The 24,450-nt window shown below is 42.2% G+C and carries 15 protein-coding genes; 5 read left to right on the plus strand and 10 right to left on the minus strand.

Annotated features, from left to right (window positions below; all coding sequences use genetic code 11):
* Positions 1-48 precede the first annotated feature (48 nt).
* From BUC20_RS28350 to BUC20_RS28380, 7 genes are all read right to left on the minus strand, one after another.
* Entirely contained in the window at positions 49-4,425 is a 4,377-nt protein-coding gene (locus BUC20_RS28350; RefSeq protein WP_073236394.1) for a CusA/CzcA family heavy metal efflux RND transporter, read from the minus strand.
* 94 nt (positions 4,426-4,519) lie between these two features.
* Positions 4,520-4,843 carry a DUF6660 family protein gene (locus BUC20_RS28355; RefSeq protein ID WP_073236397.1) on the minus strand — a complete coding sequence of 108 codons (324 nt, stop codon included), beginning with the start codon at positions 4,841-4,843 and terminating at the stop codon, positions 4,520-4,522.
* 116 nt (positions 4,844-4,959) lie between these two features.
* On the minus strand, positions 4,960-5,907 hold the full coding sequence (locus BUC20_RS28360; protein WP_084529372.1) for an endo-beta-N-acetylglucosaminidase family protein: 948 nt from the start codon (positions 5,905-5,907) through the stop codon (positions 4,960-4,962).
* A 42-nt stretch (positions 5,908-5,949) separates the two neighbouring features.
* Positions 5,950-6,903, minus strand: a complete 954-nt coding sequence (locus BUC20_RS28365) for an endo-beta-N-acetylglucosaminidase H (RefSeq protein WP_200801073.1) — start codon at positions 6,901-6,903, stop codon at positions 5,950-5,952.
* Between the two features lie 42 nt (positions 6,904-6,945).
* Positions 6,946-9,168 carry a GH92 family glycosyl hydrolase gene (locus BUC20_RS28370; RefSeq protein WP_073236400.1) on the minus strand — a complete coding sequence of 741 codons (2,223 nt, stop codon included), beginning with the start codon at positions 9,166-9,168 and terminating at the stop codon, positions 6,946-6,948.
* A 144-nt stretch (positions 9,169-9,312) separates the two neighbouring features.
* Positions 9,313-10,968 carry a RagB/SusD family nutrient uptake outer membrane protein gene (locus BUC20_RS28375; protein WP_073236402.1) on the minus strand — a complete coding sequence of 552 codons (1,656 nt, stop codon included), beginning with the start codon at positions 10,966-10,968 and terminating at the stop codon, positions 9,313-9,315.
* A gap of 21 nt (positions 10,969-10,989) precedes the next feature.
* Positions 10,990-14,127: a SusC/RagA family TonB-linked outer membrane protein gene (locus tag BUC20_RS28380; RefSeq protein WP_234994612.1), complete on the minus strand. Its 3,138-nt coding sequence runs from the start codon at positions 14,125-14,127 to the stop codon at positions 10,990-10,992.
* 177 nt (positions 14,128-14,304) lie between these two features.
* Here BUC20_RS28380 and BUC20_RS28385 point away from each other — a divergent pair, with 177 nt between their 5' ends.
* Genes BUC20_RS28385 through BUC20_RS28400 form a run of 4 tightly spaced genes read left to right on the plus strand, consistent with a single transcriptional unit; the run spans position 14,305 to position 21,052 of the window.
* On the plus strand, positions 14,305-14,958 hold the full coding sequence (locus BUC20_RS28385) for an RNA polymerase sigma-70 factor (protein WP_143166952.1): 654 nt from the start codon (positions 14,305-14,307) through the stop codon (positions 14,956-14,958).
* A 54-nt stretch (positions 14,959-15,012) separates the two neighbouring features.
* On the plus strand, positions 15,013-16,059 hold the full coding sequence (locus BUC20_RS28390) for a FecR family protein (protein ID WP_073236408.1): 1,047 nt from the start codon (positions 15,013-15,015) through the stop codon (positions 16,057-16,059).
* A 54-nt stretch (positions 16,060-16,113) separates the two neighbouring features.
* Positions 16,114-19,443: a SusC/RagA family TonB-linked outer membrane protein gene (locus BUC20_RS28395; protein WP_200801081.1), complete on the plus strand. Its 3,330-nt coding sequence runs from the start codon at positions 16,114-16,116 to the stop codon at positions 19,441-19,443.
* Positions 19,444-19,450: 7 nt separating this feature from the next.
* On the plus strand, positions 19,451-21,052 hold the full coding sequence (locus tag BUC20_RS28400) for a SusD/RagB family nutrient-binding outer membrane lipoprotein (RefSeq protein WP_073236411.1): 1,602 nt from the start codon (positions 19,451-19,453) through the stop codon (positions 21,050-21,052).
* Here BUC20_RS28400 and BUC20_RS28405 read toward each other — a convergent pair.
* From BUC20_RS28405 to epsC, 3 genes are all read right to left on the minus strand, one after another.
* Positions 21,024-21,887, minus strand: coding sequence for an endonuclease/exonuclease/phosphatase family protein (locus BUC20_RS28405; RefSeq protein WP_073236414.1), 864 nt, complete (start codon positions 21,885-21,887; stop codon positions 21,024-21,026). The two genes, BUC20_RS28400 and BUC20_RS28405, sit on opposite strands and share 29 nt — an antisense overlap.
* A 346-nt stretch (positions 21,888-22,233) precedes the next feature.
* A complete protein-coding gene (gene cysM / locus BUC20_RS28410; protein WP_073236417.1) occupies positions 22,234-23,106 on the minus strand; it encodes a cysteine synthase CysM in 873 nt (290 codons plus the stop codon).
* Between the two features lie 2 nt (positions 23,107-23,108).
* Positions 23,109-23,921 carry a serine O-acetyltransferase EpsC gene (gene epsC, locus BUC20_RS28415; RefSeq protein WP_073236420.1) on the minus strand — a complete coding sequence of 271 codons (813 nt, stop codon included), beginning with the start codon at positions 23,919-23,921 and terminating at the stop codon, positions 23,109-23,111.
* Between the two features lie 145 nt (positions 23,922-24,066).
* Between epsC and BUC20_RS28420 the strand changes: the two genes are divergently transcribed.
* A complete protein-coding gene (locus BUC20_RS28420) occupies positions 24,067-24,450 on the plus strand; it encodes a hypothetical protein (RefSeq protein ID WP_073236423.1) in 384 nt (127 codons plus the stop codon).

Genomic DNA, 24,450 nt, shown 5'->3' on the forward strand with positions numbered 1-24,450 from the left:
TTTATAGGCTTATGAAATCTTTAAAACAGGTTTCATAAACCATTGAGATTATAAACCGATAAGGTATTGTAAGGTGTAAACGGATTGATTGTATTGATTGATGGCCTGGAGATAGCTGAACTGAATGTCAGAATAGGTACGCAAAGCCTGTAAATGCTCTACATAACCAATCTCTCCGTTTTTAAAGGCAATCTGACTTTGTTTCAGGATCAGGTTCACATTTGGCAAGGCATTCTTCTCATAGTAAGTAATGCTTTTTGCATTTTTCAGCAAATCCTGATCGGCTTGTTTGTACTGTGCCTGAAGTCCGGTTTTAAAACCATCAAACTGACTTTGTGCCACTTCTTTTTCTATTTTCGCGGCTTTAATCCTTGCAGAAAAAGGTTTAAAAAACAGTGGTAAAGAAATCCCTACCTGGACACCCTGAAAACGCTTTCCGGCATCATAAAGCCGGTCCTGTCCATTTACATTCTGCGTTCCGATGATCGACTGGTTAAGATAACCCAGCGTAAAATCAGGGCCTGCTTTTGCTTTTTCCAATCCGATGGATCTGTCTGCAATATGTACCCTTTGCAGCTGAAAGGCCAGCAATGGGTTTTTCAGCATCGTACTGTCGTTCAGCACTTCCTTCCAATCGTCTTTACGGAAGGGCTGTACCGGAAGAACAACCGGCTCAGTAGTATTCATGAGTTTCTGCAATTCAGCAGTATAAACTTCAATACTGGATTCATTCCTGGTCATCTGGTTTTGCATCTCAAAATATTGCGTTTCAGCAGTCGTTTTCTCCAGCAGATTTGTTTCCCCTGCCTGATAACGGAAAGTTGATGCTTTTTTAAAATTGCTGTATACAGAATCCTGGCTTTGATACAGCTTTCTCAGTGCCAGCAAATATGCCAGTTGGGTATAAGCTGTTTTCACCTGATACTTCAACTCATTCTGCGTTACAGAAAGGTTAATCTCTGCCCCTTTAATCTGGGCATCATATACTCTTTTCTGGTTCTTCGCGAGGCCAGGATAAGGAATTCCCTGCTGGATATTAATGCCGTTATCTCTTTTGATGGAGTTGTACTGCCCATACTGGAGCGTCACATTTGTTTTTCCGGGATCAAAGGAACTTCCTTTTAAGGCTTTTTGCTGATCAATTTCCAAAGCAGAAGCCCTCACCGACTGGTTGTTCCTTATGGCAGTTGCAATTGCCTGATCCATCGTTACCGGATCTCCTTTAGATTGTGCTTTTACTCCGGGAGCGAAGAACAACAATGCCGCAATTAAGGCAATCACAGTTACCGGAACATTGCTTTTTCCTTTCGGTTTAAAGCGTTCAAAATAAGTGTACAGTACTGGAAGTACAATCAACGTGAGGATTGTGGAAGTGATCAATCCCCCGATGACAACAGTTGCCAATGGCTTTTGGACCTCTGCACCCGCAGCAGCAGAAATGGCCATAGGTAAGAACCCTAAAGAGGCCACAGCGGCTGTCATGAGTACTGGTCTTAACCTGATGGCGGTTCCTTGCAACACGATTTCGTTCAGGTCTTCCAGCCCGTTTTTCTTCAAGCGGTTAAACTCCGTGATCAATACAATTCCATTCAGAACGGCTACCCCAAATAAAGCGATAAAGCCTACCCCTGCAGAGATGCTGAAAGGCATTCCACGCAATAAAAGAGCAAAAATACCGCCTATGGCAGCCATAGGAATAGCAGAGAAAATGAGCACCGATTGTTTGACAGATCCGAAAGAGAAATAAAGTAATAGCAAGATCAGCAGTAAAGCTACCGGAACTGCGATAGACAGCCTTTGCTGTGCTTCTTTCAGGTTCTCAAACTGACCTCCATAAGTAATGTAATACCCTGCCGGAAGTTTGATCTGCTGATTGATTTTTTGCTCAATCTCCGTCACTACACTGGCAATATCCCTACCTCTTACATTCAGACCAACAATAATCCTGCGTTTCGTATCTTCCCTTTGGATCTGATTAGGCCCGATCTTAAATTCAACATCCGCCAATTGATCCAGGGTCACCTGATTTCCATTAGGGGCAGTTACATATACATTTTTGACATCATTGATGTCCTGTCTGTTGGCCTGAGCCAGGCGCACCACCAGGTCATACCTTTGCTCTCCTTCATACACCAGACCGGCAGACTGCCCGGCAAATGCCGCATTCAGGGCCTGGTTTACGGTTTCAATGCTAATGCCATATTGTGCAATGCGGTCTCTGTTGATCTTTACCACAATCTGAGGTAAGCCTGTCGCCTGCTCCAGGTACAAATCTTTTGCACCACTCACAGAAGATACTATTTTACCTACCTTTTGAGATAAAGTCGTTAACTCATCCAGGTCATCACCAAAAATCTTGATGCCGATATCCTGTCTTACTCCAGAGATCAACTCATTTGACCTCAATTGAATGGGTTGGGAAAAACCAAAACTAACCCCTGGAATCTGTTCCAGCGCTGCTCCCATTTTTTCTGCCAGTTCTTCTCTGGTTGTGGCGCTGGTCCATTCCTTTTTATCTTTCAGGATCACCGTTAAATCGGTGGCTTCCATAGGCATCGGGTCGGTAGGGATCTCTGCTGATCCAATCTTTCCAATTACCTCTTTTACTTCAGGAAATTTATTTACCAGAATGCCGGAAGCCTGATTAATCTTTTCAATACTTTGATTTAATGAACTTCCGGTAAGCAATCTTGTTTCTACTGCAAAATCACCTTCTTCCAGGGTTGGAATAAACTCTCCTCCCATTCTCATAAACAATCCGATACTGATCACCAGCAATACCACGGAACTCACAATCACGAGCATCCTCTTTTTCAATGCACCACGGATAACCGGGGTATAATAACGAAGGAAGAAATCCATCATCTTATCCGAGAAGTTCTTTTTTTCAGATACTTTTTTACTGAGTATCAGTGAAGAAACCATCGGCACATAGGTTAATGACAGGATAAATGCACCGATAATGGCAAATGAAACGGTTTGTGCCATTGGTCCGAACATCTTTCCTTCAATTCCAACCAGGGCCAGTATCGGCAGGTATACAATCAGGATAATGATCTGTCCGAATGCCGCAGCACTCATCATACGTACAGCTGATTTTTCCACTTGCTGGTCCATCTCTGCCTGCGTATAAGGTCTGCCCAGCTTAGAGCCCCCCAGCATGTGCATCGTGGCTTCCACAATAATTACGGCACCATCTACAATTAAGCCGAAGTCGATTGCCCCAAGGCTCATCAGGTTTCCTGAAACCCCAAATACATTCATCAGGGAAATTGCAAACAACATTGCCAAAGGGATCACTGAAGCAACCACCAAGCCAGCCCTGAAATTCCCAAGGAACAGCACGAGCACAAAGATGACAATCAAGGCCCCCTCGATCAGATTTTTAGCTACCGTACCAATGGCACGATCTACCAGGGAACTCCGGTCAAGGAAAGGTTCGATAACCACTCCTTCAGGAAGGGTTTTATTGATCCTGTCGATTTTTGCCTTTACCTGCTGCACCACATTATTGGCATTTGCGCCTTTCAACATCATCACAATTCCCCCAACGGCTTCCCTCTGACTGTCTTTTGAGGCCCTTGTTAAAGCGCCATACCGGATTGCGTTGCCAATATTGACCTCTGCGATATCGCGGATTAAGACCGGAATCCCATTGCTGTTATTTTTTACGACAATCTTTCTGATGTCGTCCAGACTTCCCACTAAACCTTCACTCCTGATAAAATAGGCATTTGGTTTTTTATCAATATAGGCACCCCCTGTGTTTTTGTTGTTCTTTTCGAGCGCATTGAAGACCTCGCTGATGCTCAATCCAAAACTTCTCAGCTTGTCCGGATTAAGGGCGATTTCATATTGTTTCAGCAAACCGCCAAAGCTGTTCACCTCTGCAATTCCGGGTGTTCCCAGCAATTGTTTCCGTACAATCCAGTCCTGAATACTTCTCAGTTCCCGAGCATCGTATTTACTTTCAAAGCCAGGTTTTGCATGGATAACATATTGATAGATCTCCCCTAAACCAGTGGATATTGGTGATATTTCCGGATTCCCCAACTCTCCGGGAATGTTATTTTTGGCTTCCGCCAGTTTCTCGTTTACCTGCTGACGCGCCCAGTAAATATCGACATCGTCATGAAACACAATGGTAACCACAGAAAGACCGAACCTGGAGATCGAACGTACCTGTTCAATTTCCGGAATGGTGGCCATGGTTTGTTCTACAGGATAAGAGATTAAACGCTCCACCTCCTGTGTAGCCAGGGATGGGCTTAGGGTAATTACTTGAACCTGATTATTGGTAATATCAGGAACGGCATCTATAGGTAACTGTTTAAGGGAATATACACCCCAGGCAATCAATGCCAGGGTAAATAGTCCGATAACCAACTTGTTATTTATAGAAAACTGAATGATTTTTTTCAGCATCGAATATAAAATTAGGTTATGAATAAAAATGAAAATTGCAGATGCAGGCTATTCTGAAAGAATAACCGTTAGTGCATAATTTTGAAGATTTCTATTAACCTAATTGTGGCGGCTGCCAGATCGATATTGAAGCTGTTTTGATGTTCCCGTCTACAAATTCAGCATACGTTCTTTGTGCGGGTAAAGGAAGGTATAAAAAGGTCACCTGAACCTTGGTAAAGGTAGGTGTACTACAGCAGGCACAAACACAGAAAGGAGAACAGGTATCTAAACCCTGATGTTCTGTATTGTCTTTATTGCTGGAGATATTAGAGATACTTGTTGTATTGGCCTGTAAATTATTGCCCAAAACATCAGCACAAGGTGTGATACACAATGCGAGGATGACCAGACTTAAAAACCAATTTGCGAATCTCATTCGATTTATTTTATGCAAAAGTAGGATAAACCAGAGAAAAGAAAAACCCTTCTCCAATTTAATTAAACAAAAAGCAGGCCATTATTAAATTAATGGCCTGCTGTGAATATAAATAATTAAGGATTCATGATCTTAATCAGGCGTTTTGTTACGGCATAATCGGCAGCAATGATCTGATCTGTTTTAGATGGAATATCGCGATCTATTGCATAAGAGAACACACCGCCTTTGGTTCCCTGTGCAGGTTGCCAACGTGCATAATTATAGCACCTGCTTTGCAGGTTTGGATCCGGATACAACACATCTCCCCAGTTTGCACCATTCTCTTCGTAGAAAGAGAATCCAGGCAAGAACTTATCAGGTGTAATGTAAGGAGCATATAAATTGAACGTGCTCGTTAAGTTACTGGTGCTTCTTCCATAAGCCTGTAAGAAGGTATAATCGATGAGTTTATAGATGGAGGTAAAGAAGGTTGTCGGGTTCTGGTTCGTATCGTAGATGAACTTTTTACCTGTTCCTGATCTTGGACCAAAATACTTAGACAAGGCTTTTACCGCGGCTACCTTTTTCGTTAAGGTGGTTCCGGTTGGATTGCTCTCCACATCGATATCAATTCCGTCCAGGTTATATTCCGTTACCCATTTATCATTGATCGTTTTCGCCCATGCTGCATAACCTGTAGAATCCTGTCCGCCGGTAGTGGTGGCGCTGTTCAGGTCTCCGATGGTGATGATCACCTTTGTTCCTTTGGTATGTAAATAAGGGACATAATTGGTTTTCAATACATTCCAATATGCATTTTCCGGCGGGGTATAATCAGGGAATACCATCACCATGTCCAGACTGTCTGGTAAACGGCGCATGCTCGTCTTATTTCCACTTTCGGTTACACTATCACGCCAGGTGCGGTAATAACCAACACTCAGCTGATGTTTGCTGTTTTTGTAGTCAATTAAACTTCCGGTGGTTACCACTTCTTCACCCGTTACAGGTGGGTTCTTCTTGCAGGCCGTTGCAAAGCTCAGTAAGGCAAGGCCGATTAAACAAATTTTCAGATTTTTCATTTCTCAGGGATTGATATATGGATAAAATTTAATTAAATGCGCTTAAGGCCAGCTTTGTAATGGCGAGCTTAATTTCACACTATCCCCATATAATACCGTAGAGAATGAAGAAAGATAAGTGGCCATATTTGTTCCCGGAAGGTCGTAGGTCAGGTAAACCCCATAACCTTGATTTTTGGTTGATTGCGCCAAAGATTTAGCCGTGCTTGCACTGGTGTTATTGATCCATACTGCTGCAGGACCTAACACTGTTTTGCCCATTGGCGGAACATTAGGAGCAGAGAAGGTACCATAATTGGCATTCCAGCTATAGTTCACATTGTCTCCTACTCTTTGTCCGTTCCACTCTACTCTTGAAGCCGCTGGTCCGTAATAGTAGAAAGTGATCAGTTTTGTTGGCATTAGTTTTCTTAACTCCTGTACCAGCATCACAAAAGAACTGTCGTTAGGCTGAGTAGTTCCGTTGGTCCCATATCCTGCATATTCGTCATCGAAGTCAATTCCGTCCAGGTTATAAGTGGTTACCGCATCACTCAATTGTTGTGCAAATTCTTTTGCTGATGCACGACTGGTAAAATTAGTGAATCCTGCACCCTGGTGATTTCCAAGGATGGACAACAACACCTTAATCCCTTTATCCTGTAAAGGTTTGATATAGGTTGCTTTGTTGCTCAGCACTTTCGTCACTTTGTCGTTGTTAAACAAAACTGCTTTTTTGGTGGTCGTGTTGTAATTGATGTTGGCAGCAAAAATGATGGCAATGTCGAAAAGTTGCTGACCACCATTTTTCAGGGTGTAAGCCCCAACATTGAGGATGTTGTTGTTGTTTACTTCCACGTAACAGACGCTAAGTGGTCCGGTTTTAGCCGTAACCGCGGATGGAGCAGTTACATCTGTTCCATCCACAGGTCCGTCTTTTTTACAGGCCGACAAAAGCAGACCTGCTGTCATTAAGCCTACAAGGCCGTTTAACATGTTTTTTGTGTTCATTTTCATAGGTTTTTGGTTAGATAGGGTTATGTAATAAGGATTAATTCATCATTCGATGGCTACCGAACGAGGTCGGTCTGCCGGGTTTACTCCCCAGGTTGCTGAAGGTTTATTTCCCATAAACAGGGTCAGCTCCCCTCCTGCTACCAGGTCTTTATGGCGTAAGTAAGATTTTGTATACGGTTTCCCGTTCAACAGAATCTTCTGGATGTATTTGTTCTCTTTGCTGTTTGCGTTTACTTTAATGTGGAACTTCTTGTTTCCCGGAAGGGAGATGACCGCATCATTGATGATCGGGGAACCGAACACATAAGCGCCATTGGCCGGGTTAACCGGATAGAAACCCATTGCAGAAAACACATACCAGGAAGACATCTGTCCTAAATCTTCGTTTCCACACAAACCATCAGGTTTATTGGTATACAAAGAATCCGTAATCTGACGTACCAGATCGGCGGTTTTCCAGGGTTGTCCGGCATAAGCATACAGATAAGGGATGTGGTGGTTCGGCTCATTCCCTTGTGCATACTGACCTACCAGGCCACTGATGTCCGGAGAACTGCCAGCATCCATTGCTGAGCTCATGCTAAATAAAGTATCCAGTTTTTTTGTGAATGGAGCATCACCACCAAACAGACTGATCAGTCCTTCAGGATCCTGAGGAACCAACCAGGTATACTGCCAGGCATTACCTTCGGTATAATCATCTTCACGGTGTTTGGAAGCGATCGGATTGAAAGGCGTACGCCAGTTTCCATCCTGCAGCTTGCCACGCATAAACTGACTTTGTTTGTCAAAATATTCGCTATATAGTTTTGCTCTTTTGCTAAAGTAGTTGTAGTCTTCAGTTTTGTTCATCGCTTTTGCCATCTGGGCGATACACCAGTCATCGATGGCATATTCCAATCCTTTGGCTACCGATTCGATTATTTTATCGGAAGGGATATATTTAATCTCCTGTGCATATTCAATGCCTTCTACTTTTTGCATGGCAGAATGTTTCATGGCTTCATAAGCAAGGTTGGCATCAAAGCCTTTGAACCCTTTCAGGTAGGCATCCACAATAATCGGAACCGCATGGTAACCGATCATGGTATTGGTTTCATTGCCCATCAGGTGCCATACCGGAAGTTTTCCCTGTTGTTTGTAAATCGCTAAAAACGAATTCACCACGTCTGATACTTTGTCCTGATGTAAAAAGGTAAACAAGGGGTGATAAGCGCGGTAGGTATCCCATAGGGAGAAAGTCGTATAATTGGTGAATCCTGGTTTGTGATACACCTTTTTGTCGGTACCTCTGTAATCACCATTCACATCATCAAACACTGATGGAGCAATCATGGTATGGTACAATGAGGTATAAAAAGTTTTCTTTGTTTCTTCATCCGCTTCGATTTTCACTTTCGAAAGCTCCTTTTCCCATTTCTGGTCGGCAAGGCGGGCCACTTTATCAAAATCCCATGCCGGAATTTCAGCGATGAGGTTGGTCATTGCATTTTCATAACTTACCGGAGAAAGACCTACTTTAAGCTTTAAAATGTCCTGATTGATGGATTTGAAGTTTAAAACCGCTTTAACACGTTTGCCTTTCAATTCTTTGCCATTGCTGCTGAAGCTGGTGCTATCAGAAAGGGAAAGGCTGTTTAATGGCTGAGAAAGCTTAACTGCAAAATAAAGGCGTTGATCGTTAGCCCATCCTTTGGAAAGACGATAGCCCACTATAGTCGTTGCATCTACCTGTTTCACATAAGTTTCTACCGGGCTGTCCCATCCTACTCCTGCATTAAGGTCAAGCATGACATGCGGGTTCTTAGCTCCTTTTTCGAAAGTGTAACGGTGAAAACCTACTCTTTCTGAAGTGGTCAGCTCTGCTTTAATTTTATATTTATCCAGGATCACACTATAATATCCTGCTTTTACCACCTCTTTATCATGCGAAAAAGTAGATACGTAATCCAGTTGTGAAGGGCCCGTTGCTGGCATTACCAGAATGTCGTTCAGGTCGCCTATTCCGGTTCCACTCAAATGGGTATGGGCAAAACCAATAATGGTATTGCTTGCGTAATTGTAACCACTGCACCAGTCCCAGCCTTCGAAAACGTTCGTTGGCCCCAGTTGCACGGCTCCAAACGGGACATTGGCTCCTACAAACACATGGCCATGTGCAGCAGAACCAATATATGGATCTACATATTTGGTAAGTTGTTTTTGAGCAAGGACTTGCTCCACAGAAAACAGTATGCCGAGGCATAAAAGGTGTTTAAGCTTCATCAGATTTTAAAATATGGGTTTCATTATTGGCACCTAAGGTACGGATACGGCTAAAATTTAAAAATTGTCATGCAGCCCAATCAGCGGGGGCAGGAAGGGTACAAAGGTGTACTTAGCTGCATGACAAATGTTTTGATCTGTTAATTAAAAATTACCTTTTTTTACATCCCACCATAATCTGGTACCGCCGTTGTCCTGGCCTCCCAATAGCTGGATTCCTTTATTTAATTCAGCCGCATTCGTATCATACTCATTCTGAGGATATGGGAGTCTGCGAATCTGGATATCTGTATCGATAGTTCCTCCGCTGCTATTTGTAACTACAGGAAATAGTTTCGGGTAACCAGTGCGACGGAATTCAGACCAGGCTTCCAGTCCTTCGGGAAAAATTGCCAGCCATTTCTGAGTAATGATTTTTTCCAGTTTTTCTTCCATCGAAGCTGCTTCATTCCATTTCACGGTAACCGTAGCCATTGCAGCAGCATTATTTGCAGTGTTTCTTGGATCCACATATCCAGATGGCTTATTTGTGCTATTTCCTATGTAACTGCTTGCATCACCTGCCTTCCATTGCTCAAATGAAGTTTTGATTCCTGACTCATAAAAACCCTGAGCAGTACCTCCCGCTGACCATCCTCTTAATGCAGCCTCCGCACGCAGAAAATGAACCTCCGCAGCCGTCATCAACTGAACCGGGCTGTTTAATGAAAAAGAAGGACTTGAACCATTACTAACATTTATTACGGAATAGCCTTGATACGTCTCTCTGTCAGACATATCAGATCCGATACGAATGCCTTTATAAGTACCGGCCACATCTTTACCAGTAGCCTTATCAAAGTATTTAGGTAACCTCGGATCGGCATATCCCGACAAGTAAGATTCTATTGCAGCTCCCATCCTGATGTCATTCCACTTGGAAGCGATATACACCAATGGATTCGTAAAACCAGCTCCAACCACTTTAACAGACATGTTCTCTGCTGCCGTGCTCAATAAACCACCATTCGCAGGATTCATTGCTTTTTCTGCCTCTAACCGTGCTTTGGCCTCATCAACTTTTACAATACGTAAGGCCAGACGAAGACGCAGGGAATTTGAATATTTCATCCATGCACTAAAATCACCACCATATACCAGATCAAATTCATTGAATTTAAAAGGAAGTGGTTTACCTGCGCTAAGGAAGGTATTAATCTTAGCCTGAGCATCATCAAGTTCAGCAAAAAACTTAGTGTAAATATCCTTTTGGTTATCGTAAGGATTATCAGTTTTTAAACCTACTGTGCTGTAAGGAATAGGGCCATAAATATCAGTTAACCTGCTCATTGCAGTTACTTTTATCAATTGAGACACTGCCCATACCGAAGGATAAGTTTGGTCGATCCCATTGTTTTTCAATTTAACCACATTGGCCATTACATTCAGATAAGCCACTTTAAAAGCTTCTCCGTTCCAGCCTGTTTTCATGAAATAATTTGTATTATTTCCACCTCCGCCAAATGCATTAGGAGCCATAAAATAGCCGGAAAAAACATCAGCATTCAGGTTTTGCTGAAGTTGATAAGAGTTTGGATCACCACCACCAGAGAAATTTATAATGGCACGTTGTTCCTGTTGAAAGAAGAACTTAAGGTCATTATAATCAGAAATCAGGTCTTTATCGGAAACACCAATTGGATTGGTATTGATGTCTTCAAAATTCTTTTTGCAGGAACTGGTTGTCAAAACCGCCAGACATACCGCTCCCAGCAAACGCATTTTATTTGTATGAATTGATCTATTGAATTTCGTTTTCATTTTCTTGATCTTAGAATGTGATTAAAAGTTAGCATTTAGAGAGAAACCGTAGTTTCTGGTCGCTGGTGGCATGAAAACATCTACACCGGATAGTCCATTTGAAGTGGACATGCTCAGCTCCGGATCGAATGGGGCTTTCTTATACACATAAAAGAGATTTCTACCTGTAAGAGATAACTTTAAACTTTTAATAAAGCCTTGTTTCATTGGTACCGTATAGCCAAAAGACAATTCTCTGAGACGAACCACCGTCGCATTGTACATGTGTTCGCTTGAAACACCATCTCTTCCGCCTACTTTATTATACCATTTTGCAGCATCTACTTTTGAAACCGGATTTCCTGAAGGATCTACACCGTTGACACTAACACCACCCTGATCGCGTGCTGTTCCGGTAACTTTGGCTACACCGTAACCTTCCATAGTAGATTCCGTTACCGACATCACTTTACCTCCGAATTTACCATCAAACAGGAAGCTCAAAGAGAAATCTTTGTAATTGAAACTGTTGTTCCATCCTAACTGCCATTTAGGATTGGCATTTCCAAGAAAAGTAGCATTTCCACCCTCTTTAACAATAGGGTTTCCTCCCGCATCAATCATTACTCTTCCCTGTCCATCATATTGCAACGAAGAACCGTAGATATCTCCATAAGATCCTCCTTCTTTAAATTTGGACACAAAACTTGCTCCTGAAGAACCACTTAAAGTAAATTCAGTAATGTTCGTCGCAAGCTTCAGCACTTTATTTTTGTTCATCGAATAGTTGATTCCCGTTTTCCATTTCAATTCTGATTCACCCAATACATCGTAACCTAAAATCACTTCTACCCCTTGGTTTTGGATATCTCCTGCATTAAAATAGTATTTATCAAACAAAGACACCTGAGATGCATTCGCAATCAGGAACTGGTTTTTAGTATTTGTTTTATAATAAGTAAAATCAAAATTCAACCGGTTATTTAAAAATCTCCATTCCGTACCCAATTCAATTGATTTGGTATTTTCTGGTTTTAAAGTATTAAATGAAGATGCGGTTGGTGTATTGACAGCACCACCTGCACCGTAAGAATTCATAATATTGGTTACATATTCAGGTACATCATTCCCCACCTCCGCGTAAGAACCACGGATCTTGGCAAAACTCACCCATTCCGGTAATTTTAACTTCTCATTGATAATGAAGTTAATCCCTGCAGATGGATAAAAGAAAGACATGTTATTTGTAAATGCTAAAGCAGAAGACCAGTCATTACGGGCCGTCAGGTCCAGATTGATCCAATTGTCAAAAGCAAAACTTGCACTGGCAAATACAGAGCGTAACTGTTTATGTTTGGCGCTATTTCCAGAACTTAACGGATCAAACACCGCAAAATTCTGGATTGAAAATTTATTTGGAATGTTAAGGCCTGTAGATCCTGAGTTAAAGATCGTCCCCTGATCGTTAAAATCCTGAATACTGCTACCTATTGTACCAGAAATTTTAAACCTCTCCAAAGGAACATTAATATTGGCAATTACATCCGCATACTGTTGCTTAGAAGTATTATTTCTAAAGTTCAACCCTCCGTTTGCACCAGTCAGGACTGTAGAAGTACCAGCATAAAGGCGGTGTTCATATTTATCCGTATAATTATCCATGCTTCCACGCGCCTGAACATCTAACCATGGATTTACTTTGTACTTTGCACTCACGCTTAACATCAGACGATCCCTGTTCAACACATTCTGATTTCTATTTGCTATCCACCATGGGTTTTGCTGAATGTCATCTTTAAATGGCCAGTTTTGAGTATTTAGGTTACGGGCCGGGTCAAACACCTCAAAACCTGTTTTATAAGAGTTCAGATCCAGTCCTGAGGGAAAAAGATATAATCCTGTCAATGGGTTAAAATAAAGACCTGGATTCGGAGTATTGTTAATTTGTTGTTTTACATAATTAACATTACCAGTTACCGTTAACTTATCATCAAAGAAACTACCTGTTTCTTTTAAATTCACATTATGACGGCTCAGCTCATTCTTTGGCTGAATTCCTGTTGCGTTGGTGTTTGCATAAGAAAAATAAGTCTGCAGTTTTTCAGAACCTGCGGATAAACTGATCGAATTGGTCCAGTTTTTTCCTGTTTGAAAATAAGCTTTCTTATTATTTGAAGGCCCTGAAACAGCCGGTCCCCAGCTTTGTGCAGCACCAGCGGTACTCTGACCGTAATTTGATTGGAATTCCGGTGTGTAAGCCGCTTCATCCAAACTGAAAGACGAAGAGAAATTAACCTTTGCTTTCCCTGCTTCGCCTGATTTTGTAGTAACGATAATTACTCCATTTGCAGCCTGGCTTCCATACAATGCAGCTGCAGAAGCTCCTTTCAAAATGGATATGCTGGCAATATCTTCAGGATTTAGATTAGAAATCGGATCTCCTCCATCATATGAATTACTTCCACCAAAAGCAGAATTAGGTTGTCCTGTTGAGGCACCTCCGGTATTCGACATAGGCTCACCTGAAGTATTGTTATTCATTGGAACTCCGTCAATCACATAAAGCGCCTGGTTACTACCCGCAGCTGATTTACTTCCTCTCAGGATTACCTTTGCAGAACCACCCACACCAGATGAACTGCGGGAAATGGTCAGACCGGCAACCTTACCGTTTAACGAGTTCACTAAATTCGTTTCTTTTGATTTCGTCAGCTCAGTCCCATCCACCTGCTGAGTAGCATAAGTAGTTGCACGGCTGGATTTTTTGATACCAAGGGCGGTTACGACTACTGTTTCCAGATTTTGTGAGTTGCTGTTCAGCACCACATCAATCGTAGACTGTCCACCTACTGTCACCTCTTTTACCGCATATCCCACATAAGAAAACACCAATACATCACCTGCTTTGGCCTGTATCGCATATTGTCCGGAAGTATTGGTCTGAGTGGCCAGTTGTGATCCTTTGACCTTAATGGATACGCCGGGAATGGTCACTCCGGCATCGTCTTTCACTGTTCCCTTAATCACTTCCTGAAAAGGGGATCTGAATCCCATTTCACTATAGGAAGAAATTCTGAGCGTAGGGAAGCTCTTTAATTTATCCGACTTCACACCAGCAAAAAGATTTGCTGAAGCATAAAGCAATAAACACGTCAGTTGTAATGGTTTTCTCATCTCCATTGATACGGTTAGGTTTTATAATTGGTTAGCTATACCGTTTTACCTTAATAATAAAAGGCCGGTGTAATGGTAGAGACCCTATTCCTGATCAAATTGCCTACAAGCAATTCATTTTTTTTGAAGATTATTTTTAATCCCCTATCTTGCAGGTGATAATTACCTCCAAATCAATTACAATTGAAACTCGTAAAGCCTGACTTATCTGGTCTGTGGACAAAGATTTGCGTCGAAGATGATATGAAATCTTTCGAGGCTTTATACCATGCCCTGGGGGCTAAGCTTCTAAAGTTTTCGGTGTATTATGTATCGCAGAAAGAAGTGGCAGAGGAAATTGTTTCTGAAGTATTTGTAAAATGCTGGCACAACAGGAAGGAAAGCACCCATGTGCTCAACCCGGAAACCTATCTTTTTGTGGCCGTAAAGAACCAATCCTTAAAACACATCCGGAAATATACCAATGTTCATCTGGTAGAACTGGAAGACCAGCAGGAGTTTCAATTTCAGGATGGCACTGATCCTTCAAAAGAACTGGAGCGAAAAGAACTCCACCTGAAACTTGATGCAGCGATAGATACCCTTCCTCCTCAGGCAAGGATTGTTTTCAAACTGATCAAAGAGAACGGGATGAAATATAAAGAGGTGGCTGAAATTTTAAAGATCTCTCCAAGAACGGTACAAACGCAGCTTTTCCGGGCAATTACCAAACTCCGGATTGTTCTGGGCTCCTACCATGAACTGGATCATCGGAAAAGCAGCAGCAACGATCTGGTTAACCTGGTGATGTTTTTGGGGATAATACATTATTTTTTAGTCTTTTGTAGGCAATTTTAAAAAAAACGGGAACCTTATATTTAACACACAAAAAGAACAGATAATACGGTAAAAATGACTGATCAAAGATTTACAGAATTGCTTGGCAGAAAACTGGCTGATGAAATTTCCATGGAAGAGCATAAAGAATTTATGTTGCTGCTGGAAGGAAATGCTGCCTACAGGCAAGAGTATAAATCTTTAAGCCATTATTTCCAGCAACAGGAAACCGATCAGGAAGATATAGCACCACTTTTTCAGCACATCAAAGCAAGAATAGAAAGTCCTGAATCTGTGCAGCGTTCTGAACCTTTGGAAAGTTATGAACCTCTGGAAAGTCCCGTTTCAAAAAGCAGTTTCGGCACCTGGTCCCGTATTGCAGCAGTTCTGGCGTTATGTATTTGCAGTGTGGCCGCTTACCAGTTTCTTTATCAAAAACCTGAGCTTTCAAACCAGCCTGAACTGGTCTGGAAAGAACAACAGACACCCAGCAGACTGACTTCAAAACTAACCCTTGCTGACGGGTCTGTAGTCACCTTAAATGCGGAAACCCAACTAAAATACCCTGCAGAATTTAAGGGGAACAACAGAGAAGTTTACCTTTCCGGAGAGGCCTTTTTTGAGGTCAAAAAAGATGCACAACACCCTTTTATCATCCATACAGAAAAGATGAGCATCAAGGTTCTGGGGACTACTTTCGATGTGAAGGCCTATAAAAATGATCCGAATACTGAGGCTACTTTAATTACCGGTGCCATTCAAATCAATCTGAAAGATCAATCCAGAGCACAAATCACCATTAAACCCCAGGAAAAGTTCAGCCTTCAGAACAAAGCCACAAATGGCAAAGATTCAGTGATGTATAGCGTGCTTCCATTCAATGATACAGAAACAGCCTGGATGAATCGCAAACTGGCTTTCAAAAACGAAACTTTTGAAACACTGGCCAATAGCATTTCCAGATGGTATGGACTGAAGCTCGTTTTTAAAAATGAAAGTTTAAAGAACACCAGGTTTACCGGATTTTTCGAAAAAGAAAATATCTCTCAGGCCTTGAAAGCACTGCAACTTATTGAACCTTTTCAGTATAAAATACAAGACAAAACTGTTTATATTTACTAATTTGGCCTACGGACTGTAAAGTCTGTATACCGGGAGATCAAATATAAATTTAGAATGAAGCTAATTGGGTGGATGGTCATTTTTTTGACGCTTGTTGGCTCCTTGAATGGATATCCGCAGACCGAAAACGGGACGCAATACAGGGTTAGCCTCAACTTTAAATCAGCAGATTTCAAAAAGCTGATTGATGCCATCCAAAAACAAAGCCCTTATCACTTTATTTTTAGCGAGAAAAAGATTCCACTGAACAAGATCAATATTCAGGTCAGCAATGAGGAAGTCAGCAAGGTACTTGACCGGGTACTGGCCGGCTCAGCCTATACCTATAAACTCCTTCCGAACCATTTAATTGTGATCCGTGCGGGGAATACAGAGCTAAACACCAGAATGATCAGCGGAAAAGTGCTGAATGAAAGCGGACAACCTCTTCCCGGCAGCTCCATAAAGGTAAAAGGAACTGATTTTTCCAGCACCACTGATGCGAATGGAGATTTTTCTATCCCCGTATTTCCTCATACCACTATTCAGGCTTCCCAGATTGGCTATTTTAAAAAAGAGCTCCCTGTTGGGGCGCTCAATCACCTGCAGTTTAACCTGATTGCCAAAACAACTGAACTGGATGAGGTGGTGGTGACAGCGCTGGACATTAAAAAGGAAGAGCGGAAAATCGGTTATTCCATTTCCAGCATTTCCGGGCCGGAACTCAGTAAAGCAAGAGAATCAAATCTGATCTATGCATTAGAAGGACAGGTTGCCGGATTAAATATCAGTGGCGTATATGGAGGCCCCTCTTCTTCTGCAAGGATTTTACTGCGTGGAGCAGCGAGTATGACCGCAGGTTCACCGCTGTTTGTAGTCAATGGAGTGCCTATAGACAATAGCCAAAGGGGAAATGTGACAGAATATGGTGGTGCCGATTACGGGGATGGAATCAGTAACATCAATCCCGATGATGTGGAAACCATTACCGTCTTAAAAGGTTCCGCAGCCTCTGCCCTTTATGGTGCGCGTGCTGCGAATGGCGTGATCATTATCACCATCAAAAAAGCAGCAAAAAACTCCGGGAACATAGAATACAATACCAATCTCTCTTTCGACAGTCCCTATAAAAACACCGACTTTCAATACGTCTACGGACAAGGAACGCAAAACAAAAGGCCTCAAAACCTATCTTCCGCCATTGCTTCCGGCTCTTCCAGCTGGGGTGAAAAAATGGATGGCGCCCCTACGATCCAGTTTGATGGAAAAGAATATCCTTACAGTGCGGTAAAAGACAACATAAAAAATTTCTACCGTACCGCTCCTGCTTTTACCAACACCATTTCCCTGAGTGGAGCAAATGAAAAAAGCATGTTCCGGCTTTCTGCAGCCAATCTGGATTACAATTCTATATTGAAAAACGGACACCTGAACAGAAAGACAGTAAACCTCTTTAGCTCTTATGAACTGAGCAAACAACTGACGGTAGTTTTCAATGGAAATTACATTAATGAAAACAATAAAAACAGGTCTTATCTAAGCGATGGAACCCTGAATCCGAATTATGGAATTGCCACTCTGGCCAGCAGTGCGGACCAAATCGCCTTGTCGCCCGGATTTGATCCCCTAACCGGCCGGGAAATGAGGTGGAATGATGATGAGTATAAAACCAACCCTTATTTTATGCTCAATAAAGGAAAGGACCTTTCGAAAAGAAACCGTTTTATTACCTCCACTTCTGTTAAATATAAATTTACAGACTGGCTGTATCTTCAGGGAAGATTGGGATACGACATCAGCCATGATCAGATCATCAGCATCATTCCTACAGGCGCGTCATTTTCCATCAATGGGCAAGGTGGATTAAATGCTTTTCAAAAGATTCAAACCTCAGAATTAAACAGCGACTTCCTCCTGGCAGCCAATAAAAACATCATGGAAGACCTTAACCTGGATGTTTCCATAGGTGCAAATTACCGGAACAGAGAAGGAGAGTTTTCTGATTCCAAAGGAAACCAGTTTAATACACCATACCTCTATACCCCCTCTAATCTGGTGACCAGAACTGATATTTATACCCTGGCCAGGCTCGTCACCCAATCTGCCTATTATACCTTTGACCTCAATTATAAAAAATTCCTGCACCTTTCCTCCACAGGAAGATACGATGTCTATTCTACCCTACCCGGTAACAACAGAGGGCTTTTCGTACCCGGTATTTCAGGGAGTTTTATCTTCTCCGACCTCCTCAAGACAAAATACCTGAATTATGGAAAATTCAGGGCGAGCTTCGCCAAGACCAGTGGCGAACCTGCCCAGCCCTATGTCACAAGAACATATTACGCCACGGAAAGCTCTGTAAACGGAACACCATTGGGAACTTACGACAGAAATCTGCCGAACTACAATTTAAAGCCCTTTACCTTAAACGAATTTGAAACAGGCATCAACCTCAGGTTCTTCAACAACAGATTAGACCTCGATCTGACCTGGTTTCACCGGACCACACATAATGAAATTGTAAATGCCATTCAATCGATTACCACCGGTTTCAGCACCGCCTATGTGAACCTTGGAAAAACAAGGAATACAGGTACAGAAATTACGGTTCAGGGGATTCCCATCAGTGGCGAAAATTTCAAATGGAAATCAGGTTTTAACTTTAGCCATATCCACAATGTACTCTTATCAATTGATGGAAGCAGCCAGTACTCCCTTACCGGGACCTATCGCCCCCTGAATGCAAATACAGCAATGGTGGTAGGCCAGCCGATCACACAGATCATGGCTTACGACTATAAAAGAGATGGGAATGGAAACGTCATTATCGGAAGTGATGGCATTCCAAAACGTGGAGACCTGAAGCCCATGGGATCAACACTACCTAAAATTTACGGAGGATTCAGCAACAGCTTCTTTTATAAAAACTTCAGCCTTTCCTTCCTGGTAGACTTTAAATTCGGGAACAAAATCCTCTCTGCAACAGAAAACTATTCCTATGTTTCCGGCCTGAACAAAGCGACACTCGAAGGCAGAGAAACCGGGGTAATTGCCACCGGAGTACTGGAAGATGGCAGTATCAACACCATCAATGTTCCGGCCTATAATTACTATCCGAAGCTGGCCACCAATATCTCTGCACTTTCTGTATTAAACGGAAGCTTTATAAAATTCAGACAGGCCACATTGGGTTATGCTATCCCCACAAAATGGATGAGGAATACACCATTTAGCAGCATTAATCTTGATCTGGTAGGCAGAAATTTATTTACGATACTCAAATACACTAAAAATATAGACCCGGAATCGGAGTTTTCGCCAAAGCTCAACTATGCGGGAATTGAAGGCGCATCGTTGCCCTCTACAAGAACTTTTGGCATCAATCTGAATTTTAAATTTAAATAGGGATCAAATGAAACGGACTTTTCTTCTTTGCTTAATTTGTGGAATCGCTACTCTCTATGGCTGTACCAAGGCACAGCTGGACCAGATCAATACCGATCCCACAAAATCTACTCCGGAGAATTTCGATCCGAACTTCCTGCTCTCTAATGCACAATTGAAATTTGCCAATAAAGGTTATTATCAGTTGCTCTACCAGAGTACGATGATGCAACTCCTGGCTTCTACTTATTATTACTATAATAATGGGGATAAATATATTAATGTGGCCAATTTCACAGACTATCAGGGCAGGATCTTTGACGAAGGATATGCAGAGGCTTCGGGCATCCGGGAAATGCAACGACTGGCTAAACTAAAGGATCCGCTGGCTTACCACAACCTGATCAATATCGGAGACATCATGTTTGTCATGATCCTCTCCAGAATCACTGATACTTATGGAGATGTCCCTTATCATCAGGCCGGACAGGCAAGAGAAGGAATTAAATATCCGGTTTACGATACCCAGGAAGACATCTATAAATCCATGTTAACCGATCTGGAAACCGCCATAAAGAACCTCGATCCTGCAAGCCCCAAAGCCACAGCAGACCTGTTTTATAAGGGAGATATAGAAAAATGGCGCAGGTTTGGTTATTCCCTCATGCTCAGGATCGCCATGAAGCTGACAAAAGTTGCTCCTGAGACCGCCAGAACCTGGGCAGAGAAAGCAGCTGCCGGAGGAACCTTCTCAGACAACAACGACAATACCTTCATCATCATGGATGCCTCCAATTACAATAGTCAGAATGGAACCTCACTGGCTTTGCGTACGCTTTCAGATTATAGAGAAGTACGCTGGAGCAAAACGCTGATCGATCAGCTTAAAAACACAGCTGATCCCCGTTTATCGGTAATTGGTGAAATTCCGGCCGACGGCTTTGCCAATAACAACAACCAAAACCTATCCGGTAATGCGGATCCTGTGGTTCAAAGAGGATTGCCAAATGGTTATGACCTGTTGGGCGGTACAACAGATATCCGCCAACATCCTGAATATCCTGGTGGAACGGGAACCGGAACAGATATTGCCCCTTTGGGCAAATATTCCCGCCCCAGAACTTCCGTGTATTTAAAACTCGGAGGCCCTGTATTTTTAATGACCTATGGGGAAATTGAGCTGCTCCTTGCAGAAGCGGCCGTAAGAAACTGGAACGTGAAAGGCACTGCCGCCAGTCATTTCAGCAATGGGGTTAAAGCTGCTTTACAATCCCTTGCCCAAATAGATGCACAGGCCAATATCCCAATGGAACAGATCAATACTTATGTCAAAGCTCAGGCACTGGACGAATCATCTACTGCCCGATCGTTAAAGATGATCAATACACAATACTGGATCAGTACGGGAACAACGTTCAACTTTATCGAATCCTGGCTGAACTGGAAAAGGTCGGGATACCCGGAACTGGTTCCTGTGAATTACTCCGGAAACGTAACGAACGGAACAATCCCAAGAAGAATGATCTATTTATCAACGGAAATTTTAAACAATCCTGACCAGTATAAAGCGGCAGTGGCACGTCTTTCAGGAGGTGATGCCCTCACCTCAAGGGTGTGGTGGGACCAATAATAATACGGATCGGATAATGATCAGACAAATGGTCGGTAAGCGGATCTTTCAGGATACCGGATTTCGAAGTCTTCTTTTTCAGATCTTTGGAAATGAAAATATAATCAATCCGTTCTTTAGAAGAATCGGGAACAGGGCCAAATTCCAGCGTAGGATAGCTGAAATCAAAAGCATGGTCTTTCCTTGACCAGGTATCGATGAAGCCTTTTTTCAGCAAGGCATCAGTCACACTATAATCCAGATGCCCTTGTCTGGCATTGCTGAGTTTACTGCGCTCATCACTTTTTAACATAGGAATTAAACGCCCGTTGCGGTTATACTCCAGGCTATCGGCAGCTGCAAGGCTGTTCATATCACCCAGAATAATGGTGTTCTTTGCGATAGACCAGCGCGTTAAACTGTCTGTAATGGTGGCTATTTCTTCCCCTCTCTTCTCATGACTAAAAGGCGATAAATGGACAATGATAAAGTTCAGGTCCTGAATGCTGACCGCCATAAAACCATGGTGCATTCCTTTGATCACCTTCTTTACTTTTTCAATCGGATATTTAGAAGAAATGCCAACCGCATAACCTTTCTCTTTAGCCAGAGCAGTGAAAGGATGGCCAATTGATTTCCCCAACTGTGCCAGTTCCTGTTCATTGATATTGACGAGTTCCTGATAAGCAATCACATCTGCCTGCTGGGTTGTTGCCCATGAAATGAACCGTTGCTTCCGCTCCTGTTCCGCTTCAAAATAATTATAGACATTATAAGAGATGATTTTTAACGCCTTCTGCGCTAATAAATATTGGCTACAGAGAAAAAAAGGAAAGAGGAAAAGGGCTTTTTTCATGATGACCGCCAAATTAAAGATTAAGCGTTATGGTTTGTAATGTTTTTTTGTCCTTTCGTTATGCTTATTGCGCAAAACCAGAAAGGAACCGTAAACGGGAATCGCCGGAACCTCATCTTTGTGTAACAAAAGCAACAATTTAACCCATAAAGAAATATCAGAAAAAAAAATGCGTTTAATAAAATATGACCGCATCAATATGTGGTCTTACTAATATTAAACATCATTAGGGATGATTTAATTTTGGAAACAAATAAGATTGGGCAGTAATTATAATTTTTGAGAGAGGGAATTATAATTCAACAAAAATAGGGAGTGAGGACTCGCTGCCCAATCTTAATATGCTTTATCCGAATAAGTCGCTGCTCAGGTATCGGTCTCCCCTATCGCAGGCAATAAATACAATCAATCCTGAACTCAGCTCTTCTGCCAGTCTCAGGGAACAGGCCAATGCACCTCCACTGCTCATTCCGGCAAAAATGCCTTCTGTTTTAGCCAGTTTACGAGTCATCTCTGTGGCTTCTTTCTGCGAAACATCCATAATACGGTCTACTCTTGAAGGATCAAAGATCTTAGGCAGGTATTCGATCGGCCATCTGCGGATTCCGGGAATAGAAGACTCTTCTGTTGGCTGACAGCCGACAATCTGAATCTGCGGATTCTGCTCTTTCAGAAACATGGAATTCCCCATGATGCTCCCTGTAGTCCCCATAGAACTCACAAAATGCGTAATCTGCTGATGCGTATCCCGCCAGATCTCGGGTCCGGTAGTTTTATAATGGGCAAGATAATTGTCCGGGTTCGAAAACTGGTTCAACAGGAAATATCCTTCATGTGTACCTTTCTCTTCCGCATAATCACGACAGATCTCAATGGAATCCAGCAAAGTCACTTTAGCACCATAAGCCTCCATCGTCAGGGTACGTTCCCTTGTCGAATTTGAAGGCATTACGAGTTCAATTTCCAGGTCATAAATGCTGGCAATCATGGCCAGTGCAATCCCGGTATTTCCGCTTGTAGCTTCAATCAGTTTGGTTCCTTTTTTGATATCACCACGTTCTATTGCAGAACGGATCATATTTAAAGCAGCCCTGTCTTTTACACTTCCACCGGGATTATTACCTTCCAGCTTTGCAAATATTTTCACATCAGGATTGGAATGTAACCGCTGAATCTCTACTAAAGGGGTATTTCCGACGAACTCTACAATATTTCCCATAATTAATCTCTGTGTTTTGTTTCAATAACTTTAATGGCCGACTGGTGGTATACGGTAGAATGTGGCGGCACACTCTTGGTCAGCCATACGTTTCCTCCGATGATGGAATTGTCGCCGATCACGGTTTCTCCCCCTAAAATAGTTGCTCCGGAATAGATGATCACATGGTCTTCTATCGTAGGATGGCGCTTGGTATTGGCCATATACTTTTCTACACTCAGGGCTCCTAATGTAACCCCCTGGTATAATTTTACATGGTTCCCGATTACGGTAGTCTCCCCGATCACAATTCCGGTCCCATGATCTATATATAAATATTCGCCAATCTCTGCTCCGGGATGGATGTCAATTCCGGTCTGTGAATGTGCATATTCCGTTAATATTCTCGGAATGAACGGAACATCAGCCTTTAACAAAGCATGTGCAATGCGGTACAGGGAAATCGCCAGGAAGCCTGGATAGGTGCGAATAATTTCAAACTCGCTTCTTGCTGCCGGATCTCCGCTTAAAATAGAAGCGATATCCGTATTCATTTTACGGTACAGCTCCGGAAGACCTTTAAAGAATTTGCTGGAGACCGATTCATTATTACAATTCTTACAGGCCTTTGTTGCATCCAGGATTTGGGTCAGCTGCCTTTCCATATCCATAAATAAGCGCCGGATTTCAGTAAGGGTATATTTGGGATTGGTGCTGCGTTCCGGGTAAATCAGGTCCATCAGGTTTAAGGCCCATGTAGCCAATACCTGGTTGGAAGGCACCGCTTCCACCCCTTGTTGTTTATCGTAAATATGAAGATAGAAGTCTTCGCTCATCTTAGGTTTGATTACTATTTTGTTTGAAATTGTAAAGGAATGAAAATTATTACAAATAAAAACAGAAGCCCGGCAATTTTAAGACTGAATATTTAAAGCTATATTCGCCTGTTAACAATTTACCTTAAAGCCATTTCGCAGAAAGATGCCCGAAACATTTGAAATTCTATATTTCTTTAATACCCCTTATAATTCACTGGTCGAGATCAAACGACGTAATTTTGACTTTGAAGCCGATCCTTCCAAAGTATTTTTCTGGATCCTTTACGAAAAAAAGACACATAGAATCTATCCATTACAGTTCATCTCGATGAAAGGTGACCTTTTAGAACAGGAACGCGTTTTTAAACAAGGTACGTTTTTCTTCAATGAACAGGAAGGCACCTTATTGAACAGTAGTGATAAAGCAAAGATGGTCCTGAAAAGAATGCCCCCATCTACCATGACAAAATTATTAAAAATCAGGATTGATGAATTTCTCCTTCTGATTGATAAACAAACAGAAAAACAATTAGAAAAACTGCTGTAA

This window comes from Pedobacter caeni (assembly GCF_900129215.1).
GTDB lineage: Bacteria > Bacteroidota > Bacteroidia > Sphingobacteriales > Sphingobacteriaceae > Pedobacter > Pedobacter caeni.

Coding starts and splice junctions, on each gene's coding strand:
- BUC20_RS28405 (WP_073236414.1), bottom strand. CDS start 21,887: ATGAAAAAAGCCCTTTTCCTCTTTCCTTTTTTTCTCTGTAGCCAATAT.
- BUC20_RS28400 (WP_073236411.1), top strand. CDS start 19,451: ATGAAACGGACTTTTCTTCTTTGCTTAATTTGTGGAATCGCTACTCTC.
- BUC20_RS28355 (WP_073236397.1), bottom strand. CDS start 4,843: ATGAGATTCGCAAATTGGTTTTTAAGTCTGGTCATCCTCGCATTGTGT.
- BUC20_RS28350 (WP_073236394.1), bottom strand. CDS start 4,425: ATGCTGAAAAAAATCATTCAGTTTTCTATAAATAACAAGTTGGTTATC.
- BUC20_RS28375 (WP_073236402.1), bottom strand. CDS start 10,968: ATGAAAACGAAATTCAATAGATCAATTCATACAAATAAAATGCGTTTG.
- BUC20_RS28395 (WP_200801081.1), top strand. CDS start 16,114: ATGAAGCTAATTGGGTGGATGGTCATTTTTTTGACGCTTGTTGGCTCC.
- BUC20_RS28420 (WP_073236423.1), top strand. CDS start 24,067: ATGCCCGAAACATTTGAAATTCTATATTTCTTTAATACCCCTTATAAT.
- BUC20_RS28380 (WP_234994612.1), bottom strand. CDS start 14,127: ATGGAGATGAGAAAACCATTACAACTGACGTGTTTATTGCTTTATGCT.
- cysM (WP_073236417.1), bottom strand. CDS start 23,106: ATGGGAAATATTGTAGAGTTCGTCGGAAATACCCCTTTAGTAGAGATT.
- BUC20_RS28370 (WP_073236400.1), bottom strand. CDS start 9,168: ATGAAGCTTAAACACCTTTTATGCCTCGGCATACTGTTTTCTGTGGAG.
- BUC20_RS28390 (WP_073236408.1), top strand. CDS start 15,013: ATGACTGATCAAAGATTTACAGAATTGCTTGGCAGAAAACTGGCTGAT.
- BUC20_RS28360 (WP_084529372.1), bottom strand. CDS start 5,907: ATGAAAAATCTGAAAATTTGTTTAATCGGCCTTGCCTTACTGAGCTTT.
- BUC20_RS28365 (WP_200801073.1), bottom strand. CDS start 6,903: ATGAAAATGAACACAAAAAACATGTTAAACGGCCTTGTAGGCTTAATG.
- epsC (WP_073236420.1), bottom strand. CDS start 23,921: ATGAGCGAAGACTTCTATCTTCATATTTACGATAAACAACAAGGGGTG.